This is a genomic window from Acidovorax sp. ACV01 (genome assembly GCF_014851495.1).
In the GTDB taxonomy this organism is placed as follows: Bacteria; Pseudomonadota; Gammaproteobacteria; order Burkholderiales; family Burkholderiaceae_C; genus Acidovorax; species Acidovorax radicis.
This window is the reverse complement of record NZ_JACUZT010000001.1, coordinates 578,804-592,784: the sequence shown is the minus strand read 5'-3', so window position 1 is coordinate 592,784 and position 13,981 is coordinate 578,804. Positions and strand designations below refer to the sequence as shown.

At 65.2% G+C, this 13,981-nt stretch carries 12 protein-coding genes; 7 read left to right on the top strand and 5 right to left on the bottom strand.

What is annotated here, in order from left to right; all coding sequences use genetic code 11:
* Positions 1–45 precede the first annotated feature (45 nt).
* Positions 46–1,107: a phytanoyl-CoA dioxygenase family protein gene (locus IB243_RS02715; protein ID WP_225584673.1), complete on the top strand. Its 1,062-nt coding sequence runs from the start codon at positions 46–48 to the stop codon at positions 1,105–1,107.
* Positions 1,108–1,378: 271 nt separating this feature from the next.
* Here IB243_RS02715 and IB243_RS02710 read toward each other — a convergent pair whose 3' ends face one another.
* Positions 1,379–2,695 (bottom strand): sodium:proton antiporter, encoded by a 1,317-nt coding sequence (locus IB243_RS02710; protein ID WP_192424796.1) that lies wholly within the window; start codon positions 2,693–2,695, stop codon positions 1,379–1,381.
* A 398-nt stretch (positions 2,696–3,093) separates the two neighbouring features.
* Here IB243_RS02710 and IB243_RS02705 point away from each other — a divergent pair, with 398 nt between their 5' ends.
* Positions 3,094–3,381, top strand: a complete 288-nt coding sequence (locus tag IB243_RS02705; protein WP_010458504.1) for a DUF6150 family protein — start codon at positions 3,094–3,096, stop codon at positions 3,379–3,381.
* A gap of 69 nt (positions 3,382–3,450) precedes the next feature.
* Here IB243_RS02705 and IB243_RS02700 read toward each other — a convergent pair whose 3' ends face one another.
* Positions 3,451–4,296 carry a fumarylacetoacetate hydrolase family protein gene (locus IB243_RS02700; RefSeq protein WP_192424795.1) on the bottom strand — a complete coding sequence of 282 codons (846 nt, stop codon included), beginning with the start codon at positions 4,294–4,296 and terminating at the stop codon, positions 3,451–3,453.
* A 280-nt stretch (positions 4,297–4,576) separates the two neighbouring features.
* Here IB243_RS02700 and IB243_RS02695 point away from each other — a divergent pair, with 280 nt between their 5' ends.
* Together IB243_RS02695 and IB243_RS02690 are read left to right on the top strand one after the other, a co-directional pair.
* The gene (locus tag IB243_RS02695) at positions 4,577–5,176 is read left to right on the top strand and encodes a chromate transporter (protein ID WP_192424794.1); all 600 of its coding nucleotides are present in this window, start codon (positions 4,577–4,579) and stop codon (positions 5,174–5,176) included.
* Positions 5,173–5,787: a chromate transporter gene (locus tag IB243_RS02690; RefSeq protein ID WP_057271725.1), complete on the top strand. Its 615-nt coding sequence runs from the start codon at positions 5,173–5,175 to the stop codon at positions 5,785–5,787. Before IB243_RS02695 ends, IB243_RS02690 begins: the two co-directional genes overlap by 4 nt.
* A 107-nt stretch (positions 5,788–5,894) precedes the next feature.
* On the opposite strand, the gene IB243_RS02685 is transcribed toward IB243_RS02690, so the two are convergent.
* Positions 5,895–6,812 (bottom strand): LysR family transcriptional regulator, encoded by a 918-nt coding sequence (locus IB243_RS02685; RefSeq protein WP_192424793.1) that lies wholly within the window; start codon positions 6,810–6,812, stop codon positions 5,895–5,897.
* 122 nt (positions 6,813–6,934) lie between these two features.
* On the opposite strand from IB243_RS02685, the gene IB243_RS02680 reads away from it, so the two are divergent.
* A complete protein-coding gene (locus IB243_RS02680) occupies positions 6,935–7,168 on the top strand; it encodes a DUF2798 domain-containing protein (RefSeq protein ID WP_192424792.1) in 234 nt (77 codons plus the stop codon).
* 15 nt (positions 7,169–7,183) lie between these two features.
* Positions 7,184–7,486 (top strand): putative quinol monooxygenase, encoded by a 303-nt coding sequence (locus IB243_RS02675; protein WP_225584672.1) that lies wholly within the window; start codon positions 7,184–7,186, stop codon positions 7,484–7,486.
* Positions 7,487–7,631: 145 nt separating this feature from the next.
* Here IB243_RS02675 and IB243_RS02670 read toward each other — a convergent pair whose 3' ends face one another.
* Positions 7,632–8,798, bottom strand: coding sequence for an ABC transporter substrate-binding protein (locus tag IB243_RS02670; RefSeq protein ID WP_029412962.1), 1,167 nt, complete (start codon positions 8,796–8,798; stop codon positions 7,632–7,634).
* Positions 8,799–9,128: 330 nt separating this feature from the next.
* Positions 9,129–10,373 carry an IPTL-CTERM sorting domain-containing protein gene (locus IB243_RS02665; protein ID WP_192425363.1) on the bottom strand — a complete coding sequence of 415 codons (1,245 nt, stop codon included), beginning with the start codon at positions 10,371–10,373 and terminating at the stop codon, positions 9,129–9,131.
* A gap of 595 nt (positions 10,374–10,968) precedes the next feature.
* Between IB243_RS02665 and IB243_RS02660 the strand changes: the two genes are divergently transcribed.
* On the top strand, positions 10,969–13,974 hold the full coding sequence (locus IB243_RS02660; protein ID WP_192424791.1) for a hypothetical protein: 3,006 nt from the start codon (positions 10,969–10,971) through the stop codon (positions 13,972–13,974).
* The last annotated feature ends 7 nt before the right edge of the window (positions 13,975–13,981 follow it).

Here is a 13,981-nt window from a genome sequence, read left to right as displayed (position 1 = left end):
GGCCGCACCTTTTGACCCCGACCAGTTTTTGGATTCGTTGCACCCATGCTCCCCCACATCCCGCCAGCCACCACGCCACCTGCTTCTGGCTCCTTGCCGCCCGATGCGGAGAGGGGCGCCCTGCAGGTGCCACACCTCAAACGCTGCTGGTCACGCTGGATGGCCGCGCGCCAGGGCGTGGTGTTCGAGGGCGCCCAGGGAGAAGCCCACCGCACGCAGATCGTGCTGGCTGCGCTGGGCGTGGGACTGGAGCAGACCATGCACCACGTGCTGCGCGAGGCCCCGGAGTTCGCTGCCTTCGAGGACTGGATCGTGCGCACGGCGGGCGCGCCCAACGCCGCCACCGTGGCGCGGATTCAAGCGCTTGTGGATGGCGGGCCGCCCCCTGAAGCGGCGCTGCAGCTGCAGGCCCGGATCGACGCGATGGAACCCGTGCTGGATGCGGACGACCTGGCGCACTGGGACGAGCATGGCTATGTGGTGGTGCGCCAGGCCGCCACGCCAGAACACAGCGCCGCCGCCGCGCAGGCGGTGTGGCAGGCCGTGCGCGCTGACCCTGCAGATGCGGCGTCCTGGTACACCCACGCCCCGCGCAACACCATGGTGCAGCTGTTCCAGCACCCGGCGTTCGAGGCCAACCGGCGCTCCCTGCGCATCCACAAGGCATTTGCGCAGCTGTGGGGCACGGCAGACCTGTGGCGTAGCACCGACCGCTGCGGCTTCAACCCGCCGGAGCGCCCCGGCCACCCCTACGGAGGCCAGGGTATGCACTGGGATGTAAGCCTGCGCCCACCCATCCCCTTTGCCACCCAGGGCATCCTGTACCTGACGGACACGCCGCCCGAACAAGGCGCCCTCACCCTGGTGCCGGGCTTTCACCGCCGGGCGGGCGACTGGCTGGCCCACCTGCCCTCTGCTGCCGACCCACGCCAGCAAGACCTGCATGCGCTGGGCGCCACACCCGTCGGCGCAGGCGCGGGTGACCTGGTGATCTGGCACCAGGCCCTGCCCCATGGCCCCAGCCCCAACCGGGGCACACGGCCCCGGCTGGTGCAGTACATCAACCTGTCACCGGCCCACGTGCCCTGCCACGACATCTGGGTCTGAGAGGCTGAGAGTCTTTTATCCATGCCCGCCTTGCACGCCAAAACGCCCCGGCTCGTCGTTGCAAATGCTCGCCATAGCCCGAGCTATGGCTGTGCTTTGCGCCTAGATCCGAGCCGTTTTGGCGCGCCTTTCGGGCTCGGCTAAAAAACTCTCAGCCTCTGAGGTGCGGCGAGAGGTGGTGCACCGCCCCCAACAACCACAAAACTCATAGCAATAAAACCATACAGATAAAGCGCTAGCGGTCATTTCCGATTGAACCGGGCTTGCTAACTCACCGTGGCCGCTGTGCCTTGGCCTTTCGGCGCGCCTCGTAGCGCCGCATCAGCGGCGTCACCGACACCCCGTGCAGCAGCACCGACGCCACCACCACCGCCAGCGTGATCGCCAGCAGGCGCTGCGCAATCACCGGGTGCAGGTCGTGCGTGATGGCATACATGAGGTAGTAGATGGAGCCAATGCCCCGGATGCCAAACCAGGCGATGAGGCGGCGCTGCGAGCGCTCTACCTTGGCGCCCACCAGCCCCATATACACGGCGAGTGGGCGGATGACGAGCAGCAGCACGGGCACAAACCACAGCACCTCGGTACCAAAGTCCACCACCGAGAGCAGCGCGCCCACCACCAGCACCACGGTCACTTCGGCCAGGCGTTCCAACTGGGCGTTGAAGCGCTCGACCGATTCCATCATGTGGCCCGGCGCCTGTGCGGCCAGGGGGGCTGCGCCATCTGTATTGGCGCTTTGCGCAGGCGATGCCACGGATACCAGCGGCTCCGCCGCCGCGCGCCGCAGCGCCAGCCCGGCAGCAAACACGGCCAGGAAGCCGTAGGTGTGGCACAACAAGGCCACGCCATAGGCCAGCGCGATGAGCCCCAGCACCATGAACTCGTCCGGGCCCAATGCCTCGCGGTGGCGGATGCGCAGGTACAGAATGGCCCGTCCCACCGCCACACCCAGCGCGTAGCCGATCCCCAGGCCGCCCGCCACGGCCCAGAGCACGTCCACCGCCCACCAGCGCCAGCCACTCTCGCCCAGGTCGTGCAGCGACATCAACCCCAGGCCCAGCATCACCAGCGGAAACGCCGCCCCGTCGTTCAGGCCGCCTTCGCCCGTCAGGCCAAAACGCAGGCGGTCGCGGTCTTGCGGGTCTGACACCTGCACATCGGACGCGAGCACCGGATCGGTGGGTGCCAGGATGGCCCCCAGCAGCACGGCAGCGCCCAGCGGCAGGTGCAGCAGCCACACGCCCACGGCGGTGATGGCGCCCACGGTGATCAGCATCGAGACGGTAGCCAGCTGCAGCGGAATGCGCCAGCGCCGGTCCCGCAGCGGCAGCTCCAGCTTCAGGCCCACGGTAAACAGCGAGATGAGCACGGCGATCTCGGTCAGCCGCTCCAGCAGCGGGGCATCGCCCACCGGGTCCAGCACCAGCAGGCCCAGCCCCCAGGGGCCAATGCCCACGCCCACGGCCAGGTACAGGATGGCGGAGCTGAGCGGCACGCGCGCGATGAAGGAGCTGGTCAGCGTCATCACGACCAGCAGCAGGCCGACCAGCACAAAGCCCAGGGCGGGAAGCAGTTCAGCGGTCATGGGACACGGACTGAAGGTGGGAAGGGTGGCATTCGCATCCGGCCACTGTGCGCGCCACCCGCGCCCACCACTGCCGGGGTGCCGCCCCCCGGGCTGTCAGCGGATGTCGCCAATCGGGGCAACGTTTTTGTCGTGTCCCTTGGCATCCCATGAACTTCTGAACCCTCTTCAAGGCGTGGCTCCGTCGCCACCCTATTTACTTCAAAATTAATAGCTGCCAGCGCTTTACCATCCAGCGCCAGGCCCTGTTTTTATGAAAAATATTACATCTCTACAGGGCAACCCGGGGCTGGCGCGGCCAAAGTCTGGGTACCCTTGGCCGATAGGACCGCAGGTTTCGGGGTGAATACCTCGCCCCGAAAACCCCCTTCCCCGAACGACCGCCAAAAAGGACGCCCATGGCCAAGATCCTGGAAGTGAAATACGAGAACCAGGCCGACGCCCGCGTGTGCGAGGTCGCGCACGAGAGCCAGGCGGACCTGTGCTGGCACGAGGTGGCCTACGCCACGCAGGCCAGTGGTGATGCCATCTGGTTCTTTGTGGCCTATGCCAACCAGGCCAGCTTCAAGGTCTACCGCGTCAAGCACTCCAGCCAGGCAGACCTGAAGCTCTTCAAGGTGAGCACCCCGGAGCAGGCCGGCTGGCGCACCAAGGACCACCTGCTGATCGGCAAGCTGGGCAAATAAGCGCGGCCCATCCAGAGCCTGTTCAGGCGCTGCTGGCGCCGTTGCCGGGCGTTGCCGGATGGTGGCGCCTCATCCCCCCACGCACTTTTGCACCTGCTCACCCAGGCCCGTGGCGCCCAGGCGCATCACGTCGCCGGGCTTGAGGAACCAGGGTGTGGGCTTTTGCCCCAGCCCGACGCCTGCGGGCGTGCCGGTCAGGACCACGTCGCCCGGCTCCAGCGTCATGAACTGGCTGATGTAGGACACCACGGTGGGCACGCCAAAGATGAAGTTGCGGGTGCTGCCGTTCTGCACACGCTGGCCGTTCACTTCCAGCCACAGGTCGATGGCGTGCGGGTCGGGCACCTCGTCGGCCGTCACCAGCCAGGGGCCAAGGGGCGCAAAGGTGTCGTAGCCCTTGCCCTTGTCCCACTGGCCGCCGCGCTCGATCTGCCAGGCGCGTTCAGACACATCGTTGGCCAGCACATAGCCCGCCACATGCTGCAGCGCATCGGCCTCAGCCACCTGGCGCGCGCGGGTGCCGATGACGATGCCCAGCTCTACTTCCCAGTCGGTCTTGGTGGCGCCGGGCGGAATGCGCACGTCGTCATTGGGGCCGCTGAGCGCCGTCACGGCCTTCATGAACAACACGGGCTCGGCGGGCGGCTGCATACCCGCCTCTTTGGCGTGGTCGGCGTAGTTGAGCCCCACACACACGATCTTGCCCACGACCCCCACCGGACTGCCCAGTCGCGGCGTGCCGTAGACGGCCGGCAGGCGGCTCGCATCCAGCGCGGCCAGCGCAGACAGGGTGCGCGGGTTGAGCTGGGCCGGGCCCAGGTCGGGCAGGAGCATCGACAGGTCGCGCAGCGTGCCGGTGGCATCGATCAGCCCGGGGCGCTCTGCGCCGGGCTGGCCATAGCGGATGAGTTTCATGGCGGGAAATCCTTTGGGAGGTCGATAAAAGGTGGCAGCGGCCGCAAGCGCCGAGCTGCGCCGACACGCAGCATAGCGACACGCGCCCCTCTGCGCTGACGCCAATCACCGGCCCCGCCTTGCCGCAATGCGAGGCCCGCAACCCTGCGCAGGCCGCGTGGCCCGCGTAACATGGCGCGGATGCGCCGCACCACCGGCCGCGCATCTCAAAAACTCCTGATTCAATAGCTGCTAGCGCTTACCAGATAAGCGCCAGCGGCCATTTTTACCCACTTTCGCCATGGCCACTGCCACCGATCTTCCCTCCCCGCCCCCCGAATCCCCACACCGGCCCCAGCCCCGCAACCCGGCCGACCTGTTCTGGTCCTTCACCTGGCTGGCCCTGCAAGGTTTTGGCGGCGTGCTGGCCGTGGTGCAGCGTGAGCTGGTGGAGAAAAAGTGCTGGATGACGAACGAGGAGTTTGTCGAGGACTGGGCCGTGGCGCAGATCATGCCCGGGCCCAACGTGGTCAACCTCAGCATCATGATCGGCGACCGCTACTTTGGCCTGCGCGGCGCGTTCGCGGCGCTGGCGGGCATGCTGACGTTTCCGTTGGTCCTGGTGCTGGCCCTGGCCGTGGTCTATGCCGAGTTCTCCAGCCACCCGGCCGTGGCCGGTGCGCTGCGCGGCATGGGCGCCGTGGCAGCGGGGCTGATCGCCGGGGTGGGCATCAAGCTGTTTGTCTCGATCAGGAACCACCCCCTGGGCCGCCCGCTGTGTGTGGCGTTTGCGGCGCTGACCATCGTGGCCATGGCGTGGCTGAGGCTGCCGCTGCTCTGGATCCTGCCGGTGATCGGTGGTGCGGCCTGCCTGCTGACCTGGAGAAAGCTCGCGCCATGAACGCTGCCACCACCCTCACCACGCCGTTGCTGGCACTGAGCGCGGGCGACTGGCTCAACCTGTTCCTGTACTACATGTCGCTGTCGCTGCTGGCCGTGGGCGGCGCCATCGCCACCGCGCCCGACATGCACCGCTTCCTGGTCGAGCGCCAGGCTTGGCTGACCGACCCGCAGTTCAACGCGTCGATCGCCATCGCCCAGGCCGCACCCGGCCCCAACGTGCTGTTCATTGCCTTGCTGGGCTGGAACGTGGGCATCAACGCAGGCGGCCCCGGCCTGGCCGGCTGGCTGCTGGGCGCTTTGGGCATGGCGGTGTGCATGCTGGGCGTGATGCTGCCCAGCAGCCTGCTCACCTGGACCGCCACCCGCTGGGGACACCGCAACCGCGAGCGGCGCGGCGTGCGCGCCTTCAAGCAGGGCATGGCGCCGGTGGTCATCGGCCTGCTGCTGGCCACGTCGTGGGTGCTGGCCCGCGCCCACGGCGAGTGGACGACCGACTGGCCCCTGTGGCTGCTGACCGCCGTGACCGTGGTGCTGGTATGGCGTACCAAACTGCACCTGCTGTGGATGCTGGGGGCGGGGGCTGTACTGGGGGCGGTGGGATGGGTATGAAACGCTCCGCACGGCCAGGGGCATTGACATTGAGCGCAGCCCCCATTTTCGGACATGGCCCATGGTTTTTGCCCGCGGTGGCGCCCACCCGCCGTGTCGTGGAATGATCAGCAGCGGGGCCGCGAGGTGGTGAGCCCTGGCACGGCCCCGATTTCGCTTTCCAGGTAGTCCATGAAGGCTCTTGCACGCATGGGTTGGTATCGCCGCGAGGGATACACAAGACGCAGCGTCTGGGCCGCCGCCTGCCAGCGCGGCAGTATGCGTACCAGCTTGCCGTCATCCAGCAGGTCTTGCACCAGCCAGGCTGGGGTCATCGCTATGCCCCAGCCGTCGCACACGGACTGGCGAATCGACAAGGCACTGTTGATCGAATACCGCCCTCTCAATGCGACGTGGCGCGACCCGTCAGGACCAGCCACTTCCACGGTCGCGCCAGACTCCAACCAGGCAAAGCGGATGAACTCGTGCCTTTGCAGGTCGTCGATATGCTCAATCGCGCCGTGCTGCGCCAGGTAGTCGGGTGATGCAACGAAGAAGCGCTCCGATGTCGCCAGATCCCGCGCAACGGCACTGGCCGGCAGTGCGCCACCGAGGCGGATGGCCAGATCGACCCCCTCTTCCACCAGGTCGACGAAGCGGTCATTGAGGACCAACTCAACTTCGACTTTGGGGTGCAGGCGAACGAAGCATTGCGTTATCCGGTGGAGGTGCATTTCTCCCAGCCCAAGCGGCGCGTTGACCCGCAACAGGCCTGCCACTTGAGCGCTCAAACCGCAGGCGTCGGCGCGGGCATCGGCGTACTCTTCGAGGATCTGTTTGGCGCGCTCGTAGAAACGCAGGCCCGCCTCCGTGGGCGTGAACTTCGTGGTGGTTCTCTCGATCAGCCGCACCGCAAGGTCGCGTTCCAATGCCGCAATGATCTTGCTGACTGTGGGCTGGGTAACGCCCAACTCACGCGCAGCTGCTGACAGATTTCCCAACTCGATGGCGCGCACCATGATCTGCATGCTGCGAAAAACGTCCATGGTCATTCCATTTTCGAATGAGGCTAGGTCGATTTTATCTTCTACCCACTGCAGGCGAATGAGCAAATACTTTGTGGACGGTGCGCTTGAGACGCATGTTTTGAATCCACAAGGTGCATTGAATGAAATTCCACCCTCGCTACGCTCCGGTCATCTTTGGAGGCCTGCTGTCCACCATCATGGTGTCCGTCGTGTCGGGCCTGCTGTTGTTTCTGAACGAAGGCTTTCACCCAGGATTCGCGGCGGTATGGCTGAAAAACTTTCTGTCCACCTGGCCAGTGGTTTTTCCCACCGCCCTCGTCGTAGCACCCTGGGTGCGTCGCATCGTTGCGAACCTGACCCTGCCCATTCCTTAATCTTGACGCCGTGCCATGACACACAACCCTGAAATTTCCGCTGTTCCCGTGATCAGGAAACTCGCCCGCATCACTGGAAAACCGCAACACGCCGTCGCTTTGCGCGAGGCGCTGCAGACACTGGAAACCCACACCCGCACGGAGGTCGGTTGTCTTGAGTTCACATTCTTTCAGGCGCTGTCAAATCCCGATGCATTTGTGCTGATCGAGACGTTCTCGAGCCAGGAGGCGCTGGATCTGCACATGAGACTGCCCCATACGCAGGCATTCTTCAAAGCGCAGCTGGTGATTGGCGTTGATGTGGAGAGCCTGGGCTGATACCGCCCGTCGGAAACCGATACCTACCAGCTTTGCGACAAGCAGCTAGCTCCGGACAACCGGTATGACGGGGGAAGGGGTTGGCAGCGCCGAAGGCTGGCCAGGCGCTTGCGCTCCTGTCCAGCAGCACACTCAGACAACCCGCTCAGCTGATCCGGCGCCCGTTTTCCGCGTACACGGCGAGGTAGATCGCGTCCGAGCCAATGTAGGGCGCCTTGTTGCCAAAGCCCACGTTGAAGTCGCCAAACGACAGCGACCGGATGCTGGCCAGGCCTGCGCGCAGGCGGTCGCGCGTGAGGTCCTTGCCTGCGTTCTTGAGGCCCTCGATCATGATCTGGCCGTTGAGCCAGCCTTCGAGCGCGCTGCCGCTGTTCATGAACGCCACGTTCGCGCCCGTGGCTTTCAGGGTGCTCTGGAACCTGCGCACCACCACCGATTTCTGGGAGTTGGCATCCGGGAACACCTGCACCAGTGCCAGGCCACGCGTGGACGCGGCCAGCTTGGGCAGCTCGGAAGAGATCACCGTGACCGACAGGCCCGCCAGCGGCACGCCCTGCGCCTTGGCGCGAAAAGCCTGCACGAAGGTGGTGTTGGCCGTGCCCGTGGTGGCCAGCAGCACGGCGCCCGGGCGCTCGGCGGCCACCTTGTCGGCCAGTTCAGCGCCGTTCTTGCCGTCCACGGCCAGTGCAAACTCGCCGCCGCGCTCGACCTTGATCTCGTCCAGCGCGCGGGACATGTCCTTGAGCACTTCCTTCCCAAAGGGGTTGTCCAGGTACACCACGGCAATGCGCTTGAGGCCCATGTCCACGATCTGCTTGACCAGGCGCTGCGTCTCTTCGCGGTAGGTCGGCCGCAGGAAGAACACATGCCGGTTCTCGGGCGCACGCAGCGAGGTGGCGCCAGTCACCGGCCCCACGGTGGGAATGCCCTTGGATTCAATCAGCGGCAGGATGGCCGCGGTGTTGGCCGTGCCCAGCGGCGAGATGAGCGCGAACACAGATTGGGCCTCCACCATGTCGGTCACGTTCTTGAGGGTACGGCTGGCCACGTAGCCGTCGTCCTTGGGGTCCATGCGGATCTCGCGGCCGTGCACGCCACCGGCGGCATTCACCTCGGCGAACGCGGCCTTCATGCCCGCCACCTGCTCGATGCCAGCCTGGCCCAGGGGCCCGGTCAGTGCGATGGAACAACCCAGGTTGATGGTCCGGGCGGTCAACGCCTCTTCGGCCGCCACGGCGGTGTGGGCCCAGGCAGGCAGACCGGTGGCAGCAACGGCCTGGGTGGCACGCAAGAGAAAGTGACGACGGCTCATGATATGGGATGCCCCGAGAAAAGAACGATGGGGGAGCCTAGCGACACATTGGACATTTTGCTGTCAGTTCTGCGACAGAAAATGCACCAAAAAAGTGCAAAGAGATCCGGGAGCTACCTGGCAACAAACATCCAACGGCGCTCAGGGCCACCGGGCGGCACGGCCCCACCACGACGGATAGCCCACACACGCTGCACGCTCTCGGACTCACAGTGAGTCAGCAGATCACCCCGTAACACCGTTTGAGCTTTGCGTCGCTGCGCCCACCACAAAAAAAGGGGCGCTTACGCGCCCCCACCATCTGTGCCTGGTCCATTGCGATTGCGCGACCTACATGCCCTTGCGACGCATACCCAGGCCGACGATGACCATCAGCCCAGCCAGCAAGATCATCGCCCATTCGGAAAGCGTCGGGATGGAAGTCGTGGGCGGCACGAATCCATCCATGTTATTGGTGAAGGTACACGCGATAGCCGCCCCTGCTGCGGTGGCCGCAGCATCCAGCGTGACCGTGCGCGTCCCCAGGTTGTTCGCCTGTGTTCCACCTGCACCAAGGCCGGTGCAACTGATGGAGGCCAGGGTATAGCCTACCGGAGGCGCTGCTTCCGTGATCGTGGTGCTGGTACCTGCTGCAGCCAGTGTCTGCGCACTTCCAGATACGGCCACACCGGACATCACGGTCGTAATGGATTGGTTGGCAAACCCGTTGCTACCGCTGAAATCGAAGGTACCTCCACCACCGTTGGAGATCTTTGTGACCCGGATCACCGGCAAAGCAGCAGTTGGAGTGCATGCACCAGGGATGGCAATTGCATTCGCATTCGTGGTGACGGTACCGCCCGCAGCCAAGGCTCGGCCTGCCAAGGTAGCACCCGCGCCCATGGTGATGCCCGCAACATCAACGATTGTTCCGAAGAACGTGGAGTTCGCACCCAGTGTCGTCGCGGCGGTGGGCGCCCAAAAGACATCGCCCGCGCAAGCGCCATTCAGGGTGACAATGGATCCAGCAGCGGTGTTCAGCGCCGCAGTTGCAGCACCCGCTCCGGGTCTGAAGACATAGACACCGCCGCCATTGAGGGTCAGTGTTGACCCAATGCTCATGGCGCCCGTACTGGAATAGCAGCCAGGTGGGATGACGCCAGGCGTACCTCCGCCGACAACGGCCGCACTCAGATCCACTGACGAGCCAAGAGAGATGCATGTACCCAACTGCGCATCCAAATCCGCCAATGCGGTGTTTTGGTCGCTGATCTCTGTAGTGCACGGGGTCTTTGTAATGCCGCTGAAGGCAGGTAGTGTCCCAGAGGCGGTTGAGTAACACACCGAGCCTGTGACAACCGTCGGAGCGCCTGTGCCGGAGAGCGTACTGGAGACAATTCCGAAATTTGCGGCAGTTCCAAGCGGCGGCGCTGTCGCAGCCCATGCAACATTGCTGCACGCCATTGACAGCAGCGAAACAAGCCCCAGGCACAACAGCAAGGTGGGATTTTTTCGACCGGATTTGGACTGAAGGGGGGCAGCATCGCGTGTGGCGTACCCTGATTTGGTGAGGGTGGCAGTGCTGTCGGATGGCATGGTGTTAAACCTCTGTGGTGACTTCAAAGTCCTTGATCAACCAAGTAGTTACTTAGTCGGACCACAGTACTGCGCTTCGCTGCCCAGCGGTGCGATTTCCCAGACTTATGCCCGCTGCGCCCGTTATTCGGGCCATTGGCCTACACCCTTTCCCCGGTAGCGTTACAAATGGGCGCGACCTTGGGGAAGCCTTTCACGAATCGGTTCTGGTTGTGCCACAGCGATGCCTGAACCAAAACAGCGCGTTTGTTCAAAAAGCAATACGGTTCAACGCCGAGCGACTACCGCTATCAAACGCACTTGTGGCTTGCCGCCCAACATCAGCAAAATATGCATGCAAAGCCAGAGACTGGCAACATGCCCCTTTGAGGTATCAAGCGTTGATCATGCGTGCGAAGGAACAGACTGCTTGACTGGCCGCAGACTCATGCGGTGTATCTAAAGCGCCCACTCATACTGCATACACCTCGGCACGATGCCGGGAAAAATTTTGAGCAGCGGCTTAGGGACTGTGCGGTACAGCCACCCAGCCCCGTAAATCGCACAGGGGTTGGCACTTCGGTCCATCCAGACAATGAACCAGGGAGACCCACGCATGTCCGACGGACTACCCGCTTATCGCCGCCACAGTGCCCTTGGCGTCGTCATGGCATTGAGCGCATTTGTGGGGCTGGGTGCGGCTCCACAGGCCTGGGCGGAGGGCAGCCGTACGCTGTATCCGTCCACCTACCCTACCAGCGGCGGCACCTGCGCCAACACGCTCAACCGGGGATGCCGCGCCAATCTGGACCTGCAGCCAGGCAACCGCTACGTGGGCAAGGTCCAGCGCCGCACTTTCCTGTATGTCTACGTGGAGGCTGGCGAATACGTGCTGTTGGGCTCCAGCAACCGCACTACCGGGGGCGACATCCTGGTGTACAACCCGCAGGATTTCGGCACGCCGGGCGATGAGACCCTACCGGCCAACGCTGATTTTTCCTGTGCCTCCAACACACCGCCCTCGGGCAGTTTTGGTGGCGGCACCCTGGGTCAGCTGAACACGCGCACTCAGGAGCTGGCCGGGCCCCACAGCGCAGACGGCAGCGCCACAGTCACCAATGGGTTCGCACCCTGCGCCTACCGCGTTCCATCGTCCGGGGTGTACGGCGTGCAGTTCATGCCCGCCAGCAGTGGCCCCACCAACCTCAACGGCGACGTTTTCAACCCCCGCGTCAGCAGCAGCACTGCCGCTGCATGGGACGTCACGGTGCGGGCGTCCGCCAGCAGCCTCGGCAACCTCGATGGCCGCCTGTTCACTTACGCCTGGGTGGGCTTCACGGGGATCAACAACCGGCCCGTCTATTCGCGCCACGACTACGTGACGCTTGACGGTTACCGCTACTCGCAGGCACTGGCGGGGCTCGATCCGAACGGCTTTGCGCTGTACGCCAACCGGCTGGGGTTTCTGGACAACGGGCAGCCTCTTTACAAGGGCGTGCGCGGCAGCGATTCGTTTGTGACGAACCTGGCAGCAGGCCTGTCGGCCCAGCGGCCTGAGTTTCCGATTTTCTTCAGCAGCATTGCCCCGTCGGCCCCCCATGCAGCCGAAGTGGACAAGGTGCTCACGGCGCTGCGCATTCCGCTCACGCCCCAGCCTCCCTCGCTGTCGGCCGTCACATTCAGCGGACGCCCGCCCAGCGTCGGTTCACGCACCGTGCCGGGTTCAGGGGGCACGTTCCGGCTTTCGATCGCCGGAGCCTCCACCTTCCAGATCGTCGTGAGCCGTGATGGCGTGGACTTCAGCCCCTCCAACACGGCCAATGCGGTCATCACGGGCATCGCCGCCACGGGCACGCAGGATGTGCTGTGGGATGGCAACGATGCCTCCGGCACCGCCTTCCCGTCCGGTGCTGCGCCCTATGCCTACCGCGCGTTGGCGCGTGCCGGCGAGATCCATTTGCCCATGATCGATACCGAGAACAACGGCAACGGCACCAGCACCGCCACGGCGACCTTTGGCGGTGGCCCCACCATCACCAAGCTGAACGGACCGCAGGCGGGCAATACCACCGTGTATTTTGATGACCGGGGTTATGTCACCCAAAGCGGCACCCTTGTGGGCCAGCTGAACGGAACCCTCTGCCCCAGCTCACCGCCACCCGCCTCCACCCCTGCGCAGGCACTGGGCGGTGCGGATTCGACGCTGGCCTATGGTGCCTCGCCACAGCTGTACCGCTGGTGGCCCCCCGGTGCCAATGCCAACGCCGACTGTGCCGCCACCGGCGGGTGGGGGGATGCCAAGGGGCTGGACCTCTGGACCTACATCACGTCCCCGGCCGGCAATGGCGTGCTCTGGATTGACCCGCTCCTGCGGGACACCGCCGCATCCATCTTTGTGCCTGCTGCGGCAAGGCCGGGCAGCGTGGTGCAAGGGCGCCTGGCGTTTGCGAACCGTGGCGCGGACACGGCCACGGGGCTGCAATACACCCTGACCTTGGACCGCAGCTGTACCGACACCGTGGTGAGCTTTGCCAATCTGCCCACCGGCGCGTCCGCATCGTGCGTGGACACGCTGGGCCAAGGCCGCTACGTGTTCTCGGGCTTCCCGGCCACGCTCGCGGGTGGCGCGTCGGTGCTCGGTGCCGACCCTGCGGCGCCCCTGGTGTTCTCGTACGCCGCTCCGGCGGGAGGAACCGTGACCGCCGTCGCCACGGTGGCCGGCCCCGCGCCCGACGACGTGCCCGCCAACAATTCGGCCACAGGCACCACGGTGATCAGCCCGGTGGATGTGCAAACCACCGCCAGCGCGCCCCTGACGGCGCTCGCTGGCGAGTCGGTAACGGTCCTGGCAACGTTTGCCAACCTGAGCGGTACCGCGGCGACCCCCTGGACCCCCGCGATCGCCATCGGGGCTGCGCTGAACTGCCCCGCTGCCGTGCAACTGGTGAGCGCTCCGCCCGGGGTGACCATGGCCGGCTTCGACACTGCAACCTGTGCCGTGGCCCTTTTGGGCGTGCCCCCCACCTTGGCCGACGGGCAGATCCTGTCGCTGAGCTTCCGCTACCAGGCACCCGCCCTGGGGCAAGTGCCCATCACCACCACGGTGGCCACCCCGGGGGATGCACACACCGGCAACAACAGTGCCACGGCCACTACCACCATCGCGGTGGTGAACATGGTCATCAGCCTGTCGGGCATGCCTTTGCAAGCAATCTCCGGGCAGCCCTATTCCGGGACGTTTTCTTGCACCAATGCCGGACTTCTGGATGCCGTGGGCGGCACGCGCTGCGCAATCGACTCCGGGTTGCCCCCTGGCTTAAGCCAGACAGGCTGTGTGCTGGACCGCACGAATGCGGCCTGGTTGGCGGGGGACACGGTGCCGGCGGGCGCCACCGTGATCTGCCGCGTGGCGGGTACGCCCGTGACCATCGCGCAGATGGTGATTGTGGCCAGCACCGCCGCCGTGGGCGAGGCCATCCTGTCTGACAACACCGCCACCCAGGGCCTGGCCGTGGTGCCCTTGCAATCCATCCCTACACTCACGCAGCCTGCAACCATGGCGCTGGCGGCGCTGCTTTTCCTCATGGCGGTGCGCCTGCGCCCCCGGCGCAAAGAACAATGACCGGGCA

Excerpts from the sequence above, each read along its gene's own strand:
- IB243_RS02715 (WP_225584673.1), top strand. The coding sequence starts at position 46 with ATGCTCCCCCACATCCCGCCAGCCACCACGCCACCTGCTTCTGGCTCC.
- IB243_RS02710 (WP_192424796.1), bottom strand. The coding sequence starts at position 2,695 with ATGACCGCTGAACTGCTTCCCGCCCTGGGCTTTGTGCTGGTCGGCCTG.
- IB243_RS02705 (WP_010458504.1), top strand. The coding sequence starts at position 3,094 with ATGGCCAAGATCCTGGAAGTGAAATACGAGAACCAGGCCGACGCCCGC.
- IB243_RS02700 (WP_192424795.1), bottom strand. The coding sequence starts at position 4,296 with ATGAAACTCATCCGCTATGGCCAGCCCGGCGCAGAGCGCCCCGGGCTG.
- IB243_RS02695 (WP_192424794.1), top strand. The coding sequence starts at position 4,577 with ATGGCCACTGCCACCGATCTTCCCTCCCCGCCCCCCGAATCCCCACAC.
- IB243_RS02690 (WP_057271725.1), top strand. The coding sequence starts at position 5,173 with ATGAACGCTGCCACCACCCTCACCACGCCGTTGCTGGCACTGAGCGCG.
- IB243_RS02685 (WP_192424793.1), bottom strand. The coding sequence starts at position 6,812 with ATGGACGTTTTTCGCAGCATGCAGATCATGGTGCGCGCCATCGAGTTG.
- IB243_RS02680 (WP_192424792.1), top strand. The coding sequence starts at position 6,935 with ATGAAATTCCACCCTCGCTACGCTCCGGTCATCTTTGGAGGCCTGCTG.
- IB243_RS02675 (WP_225584672.1), top strand. The coding sequence starts at position 7,184 with ATGACACACAACCCTGAAATTTCCGCTGTTCCCGTGATCAGGAAACTC.
- IB243_RS02670 (WP_029412962.1), bottom strand. The coding sequence starts at position 8,798 with ATGAGCCGTCGTCACTTTCTCTTGCGTGCCACCCAGGCCGTTGCTGCC.
- IB243_RS02665 (WP_192425363.1), bottom strand. The coding sequence starts at position 10,373 with ATGCCATCCGACAGCACTGCCACCCTCACCAAATCAGGGTACGCCACA.
- IB243_RS02660 (WP_192424791.1), top strand. The coding sequence starts at position 10,969 with ATGTCCGACGGACTACCCGCTTATCGCCGCCACAGTGCCCTTGGCGTC.